Annotated in this window: 13 protein-coding genes; 11 read left to right on the forward strand and 2 right to left on the reverse strand. The window is 71.0% G+C overall.

Features of this window, described 5'->3' with window-relative positions; all coding sequences use genetic code 11:
* Positions 1-98 precede the first annotated feature (98 nt).
* Both OG738_RS06585 and OG738_RS06590 read left to right on the forward strand, forming a co-directional pair.
* On the forward strand, positions 99-728 hold the full coding sequence (locus tag OG738_RS06585; RefSeq protein ID WP_329052087.1) for a Maf family protein: 630 nt from the start codon (positions 99-101) through the stop codon (positions 726-728).
* A 100-nt stretch (positions 729-828) separates the two neighbouring features.
* The gene (locus tag OG738_RS06590; RefSeq protein WP_329052089.1) at positions 829-2,181 is read left to right on the forward strand and encodes a dicarboxylate/amino acid:cation symporter; all 1,353 of its coding nucleotides are present in this window, start codon (positions 829-831) and stop codon (positions 2,179-2,181) included.
* 55 nt (positions 2,182-2,236) lie between these two features.
* Here OG738_RS06590 and OG738_RS06595 read toward each other — a convergent pair whose 3' ends face one another.
* Positions 2,237-2,959 (reverse strand): hypothetical protein, encoded by a 723-nt coding sequence (locus tag OG738_RS06595; protein WP_329052091.1) that lies wholly within the window; start codon positions 2,957-2,959, stop codon positions 2,237-2,239.
* A gap of 130 nt (positions 2,960-3,089) precedes the next feature.
* Here OG738_RS06595 and OG738_RS06600 point away from each other — a divergent pair, with 130 nt between their 5' ends.
* From OG738_RS06600 to OG738_RS06630, 7 genes are all read left to right on the forward strand, one after another.
* Positions 3,090-3,365, forward strand: a complete 276-nt coding sequence (locus tag OG738_RS06600) for an SAV_915 family protein (RefSeq protein WP_086673790.1) — start codon at positions 3,090-3,092, stop codon at positions 3,363-3,365.
* Between the two features lie 106 nt (positions 3,366-3,471).
* Positions 3,472-5,265: an acetyl/propionyl/methylcrotonyl-CoA carboxylase subunit alpha gene (locus OG738_RS06605; RefSeq protein ID WP_329052092.1), complete on the forward strand. Its 1,794-nt coding sequence runs from the start codon at positions 3,472-3,474 to the stop codon at positions 5,263-5,265.
* 58 nt (positions 5,266-5,323) lie between these two features.
* A complete protein-coding gene (locus OG738_RS06610) occupies positions 5,324-5,860 on the forward strand; it encodes a DUF1707 SHOCT-like domain-containing protein (protein ID WP_329052093.1) in 537 nt (178 codons plus the stop codon).
* Positions 5,861-5,866: 6 nt separating this feature from the next.
* Complete coding sequence (locus OG738_RS06615) at positions 5,867-6,256, forward strand: DUF1707 SHOCT-like domain-containing protein (RefSeq protein WP_329052096.1); 390 nt, start codon at positions 5,867-5,869, stop codon at positions 6,254-6,256.
* A 63-nt stretch (positions 6,257-6,319) separates the two neighbouring features.
* Positions 6,320-7,432 carry a sensor histidine kinase gene (locus OG738_RS06620; RefSeq protein ID WP_329052098.1) on the forward strand — a complete coding sequence of 371 codons (1,113 nt, stop codon included), beginning with the start codon at positions 6,320-6,322 and terminating at the stop codon, positions 7,430-7,432.
* A gap of 78 nt (positions 7,433-7,510) precedes the next feature.
* Positions 7,511-8,518 (forward strand): hypothetical protein, encoded by a 1,008-nt coding sequence (locus OG738_RS06625; protein WP_329052100.1) that lies wholly within the window; start codon positions 7,511-7,513, stop codon positions 8,516-8,518.
* 59 nt (positions 8,519-8,577) lie between these two features.
* On the forward strand, positions 8,578-9,108 hold the full coding sequence (locus OG738_RS06630) for a GNAT family N-acetyltransferase (protein WP_329052102.1): 531 nt from the start codon (positions 8,578-8,580) through the stop codon (positions 9,106-9,108).
* A 148-nt stretch (positions 9,109-9,256) separates the two neighbouring features.
* On the opposite strand, the gene OG738_RS06635 is transcribed toward OG738_RS06630, so the two are convergent.
* Positions 9,257-10,996: a glycerol-3-phosphate dehydrogenase/oxidase gene (locus tag OG738_RS06635; RefSeq protein WP_329052104.1), complete on the reverse strand. Its 1,740-nt coding sequence runs from the start codon at positions 10,994-10,996 to the stop codon at positions 9,257-9,259.
* 337 nt (positions 10,997-11,333) lie between these two features.
* Here OG738_RS06635 and OG738_RS06640 point away from each other — a divergent pair, with 337 nt between their 5' ends.
* Entirely contained in the window at positions 11,334-12,086 is a 753-nt protein-coding gene (locus OG738_RS06640) for an MIP/aquaporin family protein (protein ID WP_329052106.1), read from the forward strand.
* 30 nt (positions 12,087-12,116) lie between these two features.
* Positions 12,117-13,631: a glycerol kinase GlpK gene (glpK, locus tag OG738_RS06645; RefSeq protein ID WP_329052108.1), complete on the forward strand. Its 1,515-nt coding sequence runs from the start codon at positions 12,117-12,119 to the stop codon at positions 13,629-13,631.
* Positions 13,632-13,722: the final 91 nt, after the last annotated feature.

Below are 13,722 nucleotides of genomic sequence, written 5' to 3' on the forward strand. Positions count from 1 at the left end.
AATCGACCTATATGTTGCGAGCCACAACAAACTAGCTCTCCCACAGCGTGGCGTCGGTCACAATTCGGTTACAGCGGTCGTCCGGGTACGTTCGCCGTGTGCAGTTCGTCCTCGCCTCCCAGTCCCCCGCCCGCCTCGCCCTCCTGCGCTCCGCGGGCCTCGACCCGGCCGTGTTCGTCTCCGGCGTCGACGAGGACGCCGTCGCCGCTTCGCTGACCGACCCGTCGCCGTCGGAGCTGGTCGCCGCCCTCGCTTCGGCCAAGGCCGAAGCGGTCGTCGACCAGGTCGCCGCGGCCCACCCGGACGCCGTGATCGTCGCCTGCGACTCGATGCTGAACATCGGCGGGCAGATGGTCGGCAAACCGGCGAATCCGGACATCGCGCGGCAGCGCTGGGCCGCGATGGCGGGGTCATCCGGTGAACTCCTCACCGGGCACGCGGTCGTCCGGCTCGACGGCGGAGCGCGGTCCAAGGAGACCAGTGGCTGGGAATCGACCACCGTCCGGTTCGGCACGCCCAGCCCCGAGGAGATCGACGCCTACGTCGCGACCGGCGAGCCGCTGCACGTGGCCGGCGGGTTCACGATCGACGGCCTGGGCAGCTGGTTCGTCGACGGCCTCGACGGCGGCCACACGAGCGTCATCGGCATCAGCCTGCCGCTGACGCGCCGGCTGCTCGCCGAGGTCGGCGTGAGTGTCGTGGATCTCTGGCGGCGTTCCGGATCCTGAGAAAGGCGCCACACGAACGGGCGCTCCGGAAGAGTCCTGCCATGCCTGGCGTTCCTTGCACGAGGCAAGACAGGAAACTTTCGAGCACCGGAGTAGCCCCGTGTCTTTCGTACGGACATACACCAAGCCGCGGGTGTTCGCGGCCGCGGTTCTCGGCTCGCTCGTCGTCGGCGCCCTCCTCGGCGTCGTCGCACGGCAGACCGAAGCCGGCTGGCTGACCGATCTCCTCGACCAGATCGGCACCATCTTCACCACGCTGCTGCAGATCGCGGTGATCCCGCTGGTCTTCACGGCGATCGTGGTCGGCATCAACAGCCTCCGGAAGCTCGGCGGCGGCCGCACCGCCGCGCGCCTCGGCGGCAAGACGGTGCTGTGGTTCGCGACCACGTCGTTCATCGCCTCGCTGATCGGCATCGCGATCGGCCGGATCTTCAACCCGGGTTCGGGTGGCCTCGGCGGCGTGACGGCGACCGCGAAGAACGCCACCAAGGCCGCGCAGAGCGTCGACCACTGGGGCTCGTGGAGCGCCTTCGTCAACGGGCTGCTGCCGGAGAACTTCGTGAAGGCGTTTGCCGACGGCGAAACGCTGCAGGTGCTGTTCCTCGCGCTGGTCATCGGCGCGGCCGCGTACAGCCTGGGTGACAAGGCGAAGCCGTTCGTGGACTTCACGACGAGCGTCTTCGAGATCATCCAACGGTACCTCGGCTGGATCGTCCGGCTGGCCCCGATCGGCATCGTCGGCCTGATCGGCGCGGCGGTGTCCAACTACGGCGACGCGCTGTTCCGGCCGCTGTTCTCCACCACGCTCGCGGTGTACGTCGGCTGCCTGCTCGTGCTGTTCGTCGTCTACCCGATCCTGCTGCAGTTCGTGGCGAAGGTCAGCCCGCTCAAGTTCTTCGCGAAGGCCGGCACGGCGATCCAGTTCGCGTTCGCTTCGCAGTCTTCGGCCGCGACGCTGCCGCTGACCCGCCAGTCCGCGGTGAACCTCGGCGTCCAGCCGGCGTACGCGGCCTTCGCGACGCCACTCGGCAGCGCGACCAAGATGGACGGCTGCGCGGCGGTCTTCCCGGCGATCGCGGCGATCTTCGTCGCCAACCTGGCCGGGGTGTCGCTCAACTTGTGGCAGTACGTCGGCATCGTGGTGGTCGCGGTGGTCGGCGCGCTGGCGACGGCGGGCACCACCGGCTGGCTGACGGCGTTCACGCTGACGACGTCGTTCATCGGCCTCGACGCCAAGCAGGTGGCGCTCGGCCTGGCGCTGATCTACTCGGTCAACCCGATCATGGACATGATGCGCACGGCGACGAACGTGGCCGGCCAGATCGTGGTCCCGACGATCGTGGCGCGCAGCGAAGGCCTCCTCGACGACGAGGTCCTCAACGCCCCGACCGACCGTCCCCTGACCACCGACGACGGCTCGGCGGCCCGCCACGCGGAACCCGCTCCCGCCTGACCCGCGAGTCCGATGAAGGCCGCCTCGAGTTCCTCGGGGCGGCCTTCACGGCGTTTCAGGCAGGGCAGGCGCGGAGGTCGGTGCGGGTGAGACGGATGTCCGGCCAGCCGCGCAGGTCCGACGGCGCCGTGTACCGGCGCGTGCAGCCCACCGACTTGCCGGTCAGGTCGTACACCTGGCCCAGCACCGGGGCCGCGTCGCACTTGGGGGTGCCCGACTCGACGCCCGGGCAGTCGTGGCGGACCACGATCACGTCCGGGCGGCCGTCGGCCGTGACGTCGTAGAGGGACAACGTCCCCGCGTCCGCGAAGTACGGCTTGCCCGGCGCCTGCCACACCCCGCCGCTCGCGACCAGCAGCTCGCCGTACGCCGCGGTGCCCTGGTCGCCGACGTCCCCGCGGACCAGGCAGGCCGGGGCCGAGCCGTCGATGCAGCGCAGCGAGTTCGGGTCCAGCCGCACACCCAGCTGGGCGATCGACAGCTCGAACACCGTGCCCGGCGCGGGCCCGACGCGCACGCGCGCCGAACCGCCGGACGCGTCGGTCAGCAGCACCACCGGCGTCCCGCCGACCGACACCGCGGCGAGCTGGCGGCACGGCCCGCCGCCGCAGGTGACCACGGCGGACACCGGGGCGGCCGCGGGTGCGGACGCGCCGGCGGGCGCCTCGGGCCGCGGCCGCAGCACGAACACCGCGCCGATCGCGCCGAAGGTCACCACCGCGGCCAGCACCGCGGTGAGCAGCGCCGACCGAGGCGTGCGCGCCGCCGAAGTCCGCATGAGACAGAGCGTAAGCCGCGTCGCGACTGTGTGTGGGCAGCGGCCCGGCGGGGTGTGGCTGAAATCCCCCGGCCGTGCACACGTCGGAGGCAACCTCGGATAGCGGAGCGTGTCCGTCTATGTTGTCCGGGTGACGAACCCGAACCTTCCTCCCGCCCTCTACCTTCCGACGGGCCCGGCCAGCGCCGAGACCGAAGGCGCGTCGATCGAGCTGCGCCGCACCCCGGACGGCCGCACCGCCCTGGTCGCGTTCACCGCGCTCGACCGGCTGATCGACTGCTGCGGCGAGCACCAGCCGTGGGTGCTGGTCAACACTGAGCACCTGCCGAAGGTCCACGCGGCGAACCCGTACGACGTCATCGTGCTCGACTCGCCGCTGCCCCAGGAGCTGCGCCACCACGTCTGAGCGTGGTTCAGCTCTCACTCAAGAGACTCCCGACGCCAGGTCCGTAGACTCCCCGGTACCGCGAGGGCGGTCAGCAATGCAGCTGTCGGGACGCAGGAGGTGCGGGGTGGCCGAGCAGGTCGGCGAATCCACCGGTGGTCCGGTGACCAAGATCCTGGTCGCCAACCGGGGCGAGATCGCGGTACGCGTGATCAGAGCCGCCAAGGACGCTGGCCTGGCCAGCGTGGCGGTGTACGCCGACCCGGACCGCGACGCACCGCACGTGCGCCTGGCCGACGAGGCCTTCGCGCTCGGCGGCACCACGGCTGCGGAGAGCTACCTGAACTCCGACAAGCTGCTCGACGCCGCCAAGCGCGCGGGCGCCGACTCGGTGCACCCGGGCTACGGCTTCCTCTCCGAGAACGCGGACTTCGCCCAGGCCGTCATCGACGCCGGGCTGACCTGGATCGGGCCGAGCCCGCAGGCCATCCGCGACCTCGGCGACAAGGTCACCGCCCGCCACATCGCGATGCGCGCGGGCGCGCCGCTGGTGCCGGGCACCAAGGAGCCCGTCAAGGACGCCGGCGAGATCATCGCGTTCGCCGACGAGCACGGCCTGCCGGTGGCCATCAAGGCCGCGTTCGGCGGCGGCGGCCGCGGCCTGAAGGTCGCGCGCACCCGCGAAGAGATCCCGGAGCTGTTCGAGTCGGCGACGCGGGAGGCGGTCGCCGCGTTCGGCCGCGGCGAGTGCTTCGTCGAGCGCTACCTGGACAAGCCGCGCCACGTCGAGGCGCAGGTGCTGGCCGACATGCACGGCACCGCGATCGTCGTCGGCACCCGCGACTGCTCGCTGCAGCGACGGCACCAGAAGCTCGTCGAGGAGGCGCCCGCGCCGTTCCTGAGCGACGAGCAGCGCAAGCGCATCCACGAGTCCGCGAAGGCGATCTGCAAAGAAGCCGGCTACTACGGCGCCGGCACCGTCGAGTACCTCGTCGCCACCGACGGCACGATCTCGTTCCTCGAGGTCAACACGCGCCTGCAGGTCGAGCACCCGGTGTCGGAGGAGACCACGGGCCTCGACCTCGTCCGCGAGATGTTCCGCATCGCGCGCGGCGAGAAGCTGCGGATCACCGAGGACCCCGAGCCGCGCGGCCACTCGATCGAGTTCCGCATCAACGGCGAGGACGCCGGCCGCGGCTTCCTGCCCGCGCCGGGCACCGTGACGAAGTTCGTCGCGCCGAGCGGCCCGGGCGTGCGCGTCGACTCCGGTGTCGAGTCCGGCAGCGTGATCGGCGGCCAGTTCGACTCGATGCTGGCGAAGCTGATCGTCACGGGGTCGGACCGGAACAACGCCCTCGAACGCAGCCGTCGCGCCCTGGCCGAGATGGTCGTCGAAGGCATGGCGACGGTGCTGCCGTTCGACCGCGTGATCGTCGACGACCCCGCGTTCATCGGCGACGAGACCGGTTTCAGCGTGCACACGCGCTGGATCGAGACCGAGTTCGACAACAAGATCGAGCCGTTCGTCGCGCCGGACGTCGAGACCCCCGAAGAGGAGCCCCGGCAGAACGTCGTCGTCGAGATCGGCGGGCGGCGGCTCGAGGTGTCGCTGCCGGGCGGGTTCGCACTCGAGGGCGGCGGCGGAGGCGGCACCGCCGTCAAGGCGAAGCCGCGCAAGCGGACCGGCGGCGGCAAGGCCGCGGTCAGCGGTGACGCCGTCACCGCGCCGATGCAGGGCACCATCGTCAAGGTCGCCGTCGAAGAGGGCCAGACGGTCGAAGCCGGCGAGCTGATCGTCGTCCTCGAGGCGATGAAGATGGAGAACCCGGTCACCGCCCACAAAGCGGGCACCGTGACCGGCCTTTCGGTCGAGGTCGGCGCCGCCGTGACGCAGGGCACGCAGCTTCTCGAGATCAAGTAGCGCAGTTCGTTACAGATGTCGTGGTGGGCCGCCCCCGGGGCGGCCTACCATCGACTACGTGACCGAAGTCCCGTCTCCGCAGCTGCGGATCAGCGACCAGAACCGCGAATCCGCGCTGACCGCGCTCGGTGAGCACATGAGCGCGGGGCGGATCGACATCGACGAGTACGGCGAGCGCTCGGCGCGGATCACCGCGGCGAAGACCCGCGGCGAGCTCGTCGAGATCTTCGCCGACCTGCCGGCCCCGCACCCGCGCTACGACGACGCCCCGCAGGCCGTCGCGCCGCCGCAGCCGGCCCCGGAAGCCGCCCCGGCACCACGGCCGCCGAGCCCACCGAACGGCTGGACCGGCGGGCAGCGGTTCGTCGCCGCGTTCCTCCCGCTGATCTGGATCGCGACCATCGCGCTGATCGCCACCGGCGTCGTGCACGGGACGCTCGTCCTCGTCCCGATCGGGCTGAGCATCTTCGGCCGGGCGATGTGGGGTCACGGCGGCGGCCACCACGACCACCGCGACCGGCACCTGCGCGAGCGGGAGCGCCGCCGCGAGCTGCGCGACTCCTACCGCGACCACCGGCGCGGCCTGGACCGCTGATCCGCCGTGAGCGACATGCTGCTGAGCGACGCCGAGCGCCAGGACGCCCTGGACGTCCTCGAAGAGCACGTCCGCACCGGACGTCTCGACATCGACGAGTACGGCACCCGCTCGGCCAAGGTCACCGCGGCCAAGCGGGTCAGCGAGCTCGTCCCGCTGTTCGACGACCTGCCATCGCCGCGGCCGAGCGCCCTGCTCAACGGCGCCACCGCGCCGCAGGTGCCGGTCATGTCCGGGGGGAGCCCGCTGGCGAACTTCCTGACCCGTGGTGCGGTCCCGATCGCGATCATCCTCGCGGTCGCGGTGCTCATCCTGTCCCGCGGCAGGCTGCTGATCATCTCGATCGCGCTGCCGATGGTGGTCGCGATGCTCGCGGGGCCCCGCCGCCGGCGCTGAGCCTGCGAGAATCACCTCGTGATGGGCGTGGTTCCGGGCGCACTGGACGCTCGAGGAGAACGGGTGGCGGGCCCGATCTTCACCGTCGTCGGCCTCGCCGGGCTCGCCGCGTGCGTGATCTGGGGACCCGGAGTCCGGGGCGCCACGCTGGTCGTCGTGGTGGCGGCGGCGATGTGGGTGCCGCTGCTGATCCCGCTGTTCCCGCACCGGCGGACGCACCCCTGGCTCGCCGCCGGCTACTACGCCGGGGTGCTCGCGGCCGCGACCGTGCTGGTGACGCGCGACGACACGTTCATGGGCTTCGCGTCCTTCGGCTACCCGCTCGCCTTCGTGCTCTTCCCGGCGCGCTGGGGGTTCTTCGCGGTGGCGGCGACGGCGACGCTGCCGCTGCTGGCCGCGAACGCGGATTCGCGCAGCCCGGCCTGGGTCCTGGTCCTGTCGATGGCCGGGCCGCTGCTGTACGCCGCGTGGTTCGTCGGCGCGGAGAGCGAGCAGCGGCGCAAGGCGAACGTCCGGCTGGAAGCCGCGCTCGAGGAGAACGCGGACCTGCACGCGCGGCTGGTGGCCCAGGCGCGGGAAGCCGGCGTGCTCGACGAGCGGCAGCGGATGGCCCGCGAAATCCACGACACGCTGGCCCAGGGCCTGACCGGGATCGTCACCCAGCTGGAGGCCGCCGAGGGCCCGGACCGGGAGCGGCGGCTGGACCGGGTTCGGTCGCTCGCCCGCGACAGCCTCGGCGAAGCACGTCGCGCGGTACAGGCTTTGCGGCCGGAGCCGCTCGCCGAAGCCCAGCTGCCGGAAGCGCTTTCCCGGCTGGCCCGGCGCGTCTCCGAGACGTCCGGGGTCGCGGTCCGGGTGGAGACGACCGGGGACGCCCGGCCCCTGCTGCCCGACCTGGAGGAGACGCTCTACCGCGTTGCCCAGGAGGCGCTGGCGAACGCGGAGAAGCACGCGAAGGCGTCGCGGATCGGGCTGACACTGTCCTATGCGGACGATCTGGTGCTGCTCGACGTCGTCGACGACGGCGTCGGCTTCGGCCCCGGCGACCAGGGCGACGGCACCGGGTTCGGGCTGGAGGCGATGCGGCAGCGCGTCCGGCGGGTGGCGGGGACGCTGGCGATCGAAAGCGCGCCGGGCAGCGGCACCGCCATCAGCGCCCAGGTTCCGGCCCTCTGAGATTGCTCCTTTCGCCGGGCAACCGGCTCCCCCTCCCGGACGTGGTGATCGTGCAGGTCGGGGGAAAAGGAGACAGCCATGAAGAAGACGTGGTTGCGGGCGGGGGCGATCGCCACCGCGGCGATCGCCGTCACCGCGCTGGGGGTTCCGGCGGACGCCGCGGCGATCCGCATCGCGTGGCAGCCGACGGTGCTGCCCCTGCCGCCCGGCGCGGGCGCGGGGACCCTGACCGGATCGGACGGGAAGGGCGAGTACACGGGCACGTTCCCGGTGAACGGCGTGACGCAGGTCGTCAGCTGGCGCAACGGGCAACCGATCGTGCGCGGCGTGCCGAGCGGGTACGACCGGGTCGAAGCCAACGACGAGAACTCGTCCGGCGTCGTGGCCGGCACGATCGACGTCGACGCGTCCATGATCAGCCGGACGTACACCCTGGACGCGTCCGGGTACCACATCAAGGACGTCCCGGCGGGCTACGACTCCGTGTTCGGCGTCGCGATCAACACCCGCGGCGACGTGCTGGGCGAGGCCTACAAGTTCGGGGCCGCCGGCGCTGTCGTCCTGTGGCGGGCCGACGGCAGCGCGCCGGTGGTCATCCCGGAGACGACGGACATCTCGTCCGCGCGCGACCTGGACGACGACGGCACGATCCTGGTGAACTCGGGCAGCGGCTCGGCCCTGTGGAAGGACGGCGTCCTCCGGAAGCTCTCGCCGAGCCCGTCGGGCTGGGCGGCCGGCTACGCGATCCGTGGCGGCGTCGTCGTCGGGTCGCGCTCGTGGGGCGGCGACCAGGCGGCCCGCTGGTCCACCCCGGACTCGACGGTGGGCCTGGAGGGCGGCGGGATCGCGCTGAGCATCAACAAGGCCGGCCTGACGGCGGGCCTGGTGCCGACCCCGTCGGGGCCGGTGATCTACGGCAACGGCGCGGTGTGGCGAGGTACGACCCCGGGCCAGGTCCGCGGCCCGAGCGGCTATTCGGTGTTCAAGACCCAGGTCGCGGCCGACGACGGCACGCTGGCGGGCTTCGCGTCGAACAACCCGCAGGACACGGCCGGGGTGCCGGTGATCTGGCGCCTGACGCCGTGAGCCGGCCTTGATCGCCGGGCCGGGGGCGGCGTGCTCCCGGCCTGGCTAGGCTGGGTGGAGTGGAACCGGTGGAGATCAACGCGGGCACGTACTACCTGCGCCAGCTGCGCGCCGACCGGCACATCGACGACCGGCCGCTGCTCATGGAGGCGTTCGCCGACCCGACGCACCGCAAGTACGTGCTGAACTACCGCTTGCGCACCCTCGACGAGGCCACGGAGTACGTCGCGCTGCGAGCGGCCCAGTGGGCGGGCGACGAGCGCTGCTCGTGGGCGATCGCCGAGCCGACGTCAGGCCGGCTGCTGGGCGAAGTGGGCCTGCGCGAGCTGGACCTCGCCTCGTCGTACGCGGAGGCAACGGTCTGGGTCCACCCCGCCGAGCGCGGCAAGGGCATCGCGACGACGGCGTTGAACGCGGCCCTGCGCTTCGGCTTCGGCGGTTTGGGCCTGACAGAGGTTTCGTACCGCTACGAGGAGAGCAACCAGGCATCGGCGATCGTGGCAGAGCGCTGCGGGTTCACATTGGTGGGCCCGGAGGCGGACCGAGCCCCGACCGGCGAGCGGTTGATCCGCTGGCACCGCACGAGCTGAACAGCGCCCACGACCCGAAAACATCCCCCGCCACTCCCAGGGGGGCGGCCCCGAGGCCAGTCTATCGGCGCCCCCGGACAAAACCCGGTCCGAAGGCGCTTGGCGGCGCTGCTTGTCCACAACTCGCGAGGGCTGGGGACAACCGCTCTCAGCTCACCGGCTCCACGATGCCCGCGCGGGCCTCCGGGGCCGCCGACCTCAGTGCGTCCGCCGCTTCGTCGCTCGGCTGGGACTGGGACTCCCTCTCCGCCTCCACCCGCGCGTTGTAGACCTCGATCTCCCGCTTCACCGTTTCGGGCGACCAGCCGAGGACTTCGCCCACCAGCGTCGCCACCTGCTCCGCGCAGTCCACCCCCCGGTGGGCGTACTCGATCGAGATGCGCGTCCGGCGCGCCAGGACGTCCTCGAGGTGCAGCGCCCCCTCGTGCGAAGCCGCATACACGACCTCGACGCCCAGGTAGTCCGGGGCGTGCTCGATCGGCTTCAGCAGCTCCGGGCGGCCGTTCGCGCACGCCAGGACCTCGTTGACCAGCGAGCCGTAGCGGTCCAGCAGGTGCCGGACCCGGTAGGGGTGCAGGCCGTGCTCGGCGGCCAGGTGGTCGGCCTGGTTGACCAGTGCGTGGTAGCCGTCCGCGCCGATCAGCGGGACCTTGTCCGTGATCGACGGCTGCGAACGGCCCGGCAGGTCCACCGCCGCCGCGTCGACGGCGTCCGCCGCCATCACCCGGTACGTCGTGTACTTGCCGCCCGCGATCGCGACCAGGCCCGGCGCCACCCGCGCCACCGCGTGCTCGCGTGAAAGCTTCGACGTCTCTTCGCTCTCCCCCGCCAGCAACGGCCGCAGGCCCGCGTACACGCCTTCGATGTCGTCGTGCGTCAGCGGCGTCGCCAGGACGCTGTTGACATGCTCCAGCAGGTAGTCGATGTCGTGCTTCGTCGCCGCCGGGTGCGCCAGGTCGAGGTTCCAGTCCGTGTCCGTCGTCCCGACGATCCAGTGGTTTCGCCACGGGATCACGAACAGCACCGACTTCTCGGTGCGCAGGATCATCCCCGACTCCGAGACGATCCGGTCGCGCGGCACGACGATGTGCACGCCCTTGCTGGCCCGCACGCGGAACCGCCCGCGGCCGCCGGACAGGCGCTGCAGCTCGTCGGTCCAGACGCCGGTGCAGTTGATCACCGCGGCCGCCGAGATCTCCGTTTCGCGGCCGTCCTCGACGTCGCGCACCCGCACGCCCGACACCCGGTCGGCCTCGCGCAGGAACCCGACGACCTGGGTCGACGTCCGCACGACCGCGCCGTAGTGCGCCGCCGTCCGGGCCACCGTCATGGTGTGGCGGGCGTCGTCGGACTGGGCGTCGTAGTAGCGGATCCCGCCGATCAGCGCGGACCGCTTGAGCGCCGGCACCATCCGCAGCGCTCCCGCGCGGGTGAGGTGCTTCTGGCCCGGGACGCTGCGGGCGCCGCCCATCGTGTCGTACATCAGCAGGCCGGCGGCGGTGTACGGCCGCTCCCACACGCGGCGCGTCAGCGGGTACAGGAAGCTGACCGGTTTGACGAGGTGCGGCGCGATGGTCGTCAGCATCAGCTCGCGCTCGCGAAGTGCTTCCCGGACCAGGCCGAATTCGAGCTGCTCCAGATAGCGCAGGCCGCCGTGGAAAAGCTTGCTCGACCGGCTCGAGGTCCCCGAAGCGAGGTCCCGGGCTTCGACGAGCGCGACGCGCAACCCGCGCGTCGCGGCATCGAGGGCCGTGCCCGCGCCGACCACGCCGCCGCCGATGATGACGACGTCGAACGTCTCGTTGCCGAGCCGTTGCCAGGTTTCTTCCCGCTTGGCCGGGCCCAGTCGAGCCGGGTTCGTCTCCGCTGCGTGCTGCGCACTGGCCACGTGACACTCCTCCTCGTGCTGGCGAGGCTTCCAGCATCGCACGACCTGGTGATCCTCCGCCCGTTCGCGGATGACACGTGTGGCGTAACCCTCCGCGATCTTGCTGTGCCGCTGTTTACCAATCCGCCGGCAGTCACGGCGGAAACCGGCACCTTTGGGTGAACCGGCGGCGGACCGTATCCGCCTGCTTTCGGTCGGATTGGTAAAAAGATTCGGCTGCCCGGTGCTTGGATCAGGCTTCTACGCCCGGGTAACGTCGCCCGGACGTGGGTCGGCAACGGTGCCGTGGCACGCCGTGATCGACCCTGCGCAGAGTGTCCAGTGTGGAGGTGCAACGGTGAGTGCTGGGGCAATAATCGTCTGGGAACTACTGGGAACGGCCGCGCTGATCCTGCTCGGCAACGGTGTGGTCGCGAACCACGTGCTCCGTAAGAACAACGGTCACCAAGCAGGCTTCCTGTTCATCAACTTCGGCTGGGCGTTCGCGGTCTTCACCGGCGCCAGCATCGCCGCGCCCACCGGCGCGCACCTCAACCCGGCGGTGACGCTCGGCCTGGCGATCTCGAACAAGGTCGGGTGGGACAAGGTCCCGTTCTACTTCATCGGCGAGATGGCGGGCGCCATCCTCGGCGCCGTGCTCTGCTGGGCCGCCTACAAGCTGCAGTTCGACGACCACCCCGAACCGGAAAACACCCTCGGCATCTTCTCCACGGCACCGCAGATCCCGAACAGGGTCTGGAACCTGGTCACCGAAATCATCGGCACCTTCGTGCTGGTCGCCTGGATCCTGCTCAGCCCGGTCGCGGCCAAGGCGACGCCGGACGGCGTGCCGACCTTCGGCAACTCCGCGCTCGGCTACGCGGGCGTCTCGTTCGTGGTCCTCGTGATCGGTACTTCGCTCGGCGGGCCGACGGGCTACGCCATCAACCCGGCGCGCGACCTCGGCCCGCGCATCGCGTACGCGTTCCTGCTGCCGATCAGGAACAAGGCCAACGCGAACTGGGGCTACTCGTGGATCCCCGTCGTCGGCCCGCTGGTCGGTGGCGCGCTCGCCGCGCTGCTCTACCTCGGCGTGCACAACCTGACCTGATCGCCCCACTACCGGATTCCTGGAGCACACATGACTTCGTACGTAGCCGCGATCGACCAGGGCACCACGTCGACCCGGTGCATGATCTTCAACCACGAGGGCCGCGTGGTCTCGGTCGACCAGCGCGAGCACGAGCAGATCTTCCCGAAGGCGGGCTGGGTCGAGCACAACGCCGAGGAGATCTGGGAGAACACGCGCCGGGTCGCCGCGGGCGCGCTGGCCAAGGCCGACCTGACGGCGAAGGACATCGCCGCGGTCGGCATCACCAACCAGCGCGAAACCGCGCTCGTCTGGGACAAGACGACCGGCAAGCCGGTGTACAACGCGATCGTCTGGCAGGACACCCGCACCGACCGGATCGTCACCGAACTCGGCAACCTCGGCGGCGGCCAGGAGCGCTACCGCGACAAGGTCGGCCTCCCGCTCGCGACGTACTTCTCGGGGCCGAAGATCAAGTGGATCCTCGACAACGTCGACGGCGCGCGCGAGAAGGCCGAAGCCGGTGACCTGATCTTCGGCAACATGGACACCTGGGTGCTGTGGAACATGACCGGCGGCCCCGACGGCGGCGTGCACGTCACCGACCCGACCAACGCGTCGCGCACCATGCTGATGGACCTCGACACCCTGCAGTGGGACGAGGGCATCGCCGGTGAGATGGGCATCCCCCTTTCGATGCTGCCGGAGATCCGTTCCTCGTCCGAGGAGTACGGCAAGGTCCGCGAGAAGGGCGCGCTGGCCGGCGTCCCGATCGCGGGCATCCTGGGCGACCAGCAGGCCGCGACGTTCGGGCAGGCCTGCCTTTCGCCCGGCGAGGCCAAGAACACCTACGGCACCGGCAACTTCATGCTGCTCAACACCGGCACCGAGAAGGTGATGTCGCAGAACGGGCTGCTCACCACGGTCTGCTACAAGATCGGCTCGAACGACACGATCTACGCGCTGGAAGGCTCCATCGCGGTGACCGGTTCGCTGGTGCAGTGGCTGCGCGACAACCTCGGCATGATCGCGACCGCGGCCGAGATCGAAGACCACGCGCGCAGCGTCGAGGACAACGGCGGCGCGTACTTCGTCCCGGCCTTCTCGGGTTTGTTCGCTCCTTACTGGCGATCCGACGCTCGCGGCGCGATCGTCGGGCTCACCCGGTTCGTCAACAAGGGCCACCTGGCGCGCGCGGTCCTGGAGGCGACGGCGTTCCAGTCCCGCGAGGTGATCGACGCGATGAACGCCGACTCGGGTGTCCCGCTGAAGTCGCTCAAGGTGGACGGCGGCATGGTCGTCAACGAGCTGCTGATGCAGTTCCAGGCCGACATCCTCGGCGTGCCGGTGATCCGTCCGGTGGTCAACGAGACGACGGCGCTGGGTGCCGCGTACGCCGCCGGCCTGGCGGTCGGGTTCTGGGCGTCCGAGGACGACATCCGCAACAACTGGGCCCAGGACAAGCAGTGGGACCCGGCCATGGACGACTCCCGCCGCGAGCGCGAGTACCGCAACTGGAAGAAGGCCGTGACGAAGACCTTCGACTGGGTCGACGACGAGGACTGACCGGCTGCGGGCCGGGGGCGCTGCACAGCGCCTCCGGCCCGCAGCCGGCGGCCCTTCGGCCCCCTCGCTCACCGAAGCGCCGCCCTCCCCT

It is taken from the genome of Amycolatopsis sp. NBC_01488, assembly GCF_036227105.1.
In the GTDB taxonomy this organism is placed as follows: Bacteria; Actinomycetota; Actinomycetes; order Mycobacteriales; family Pseudonocardiaceae; genus Amycolatopsis.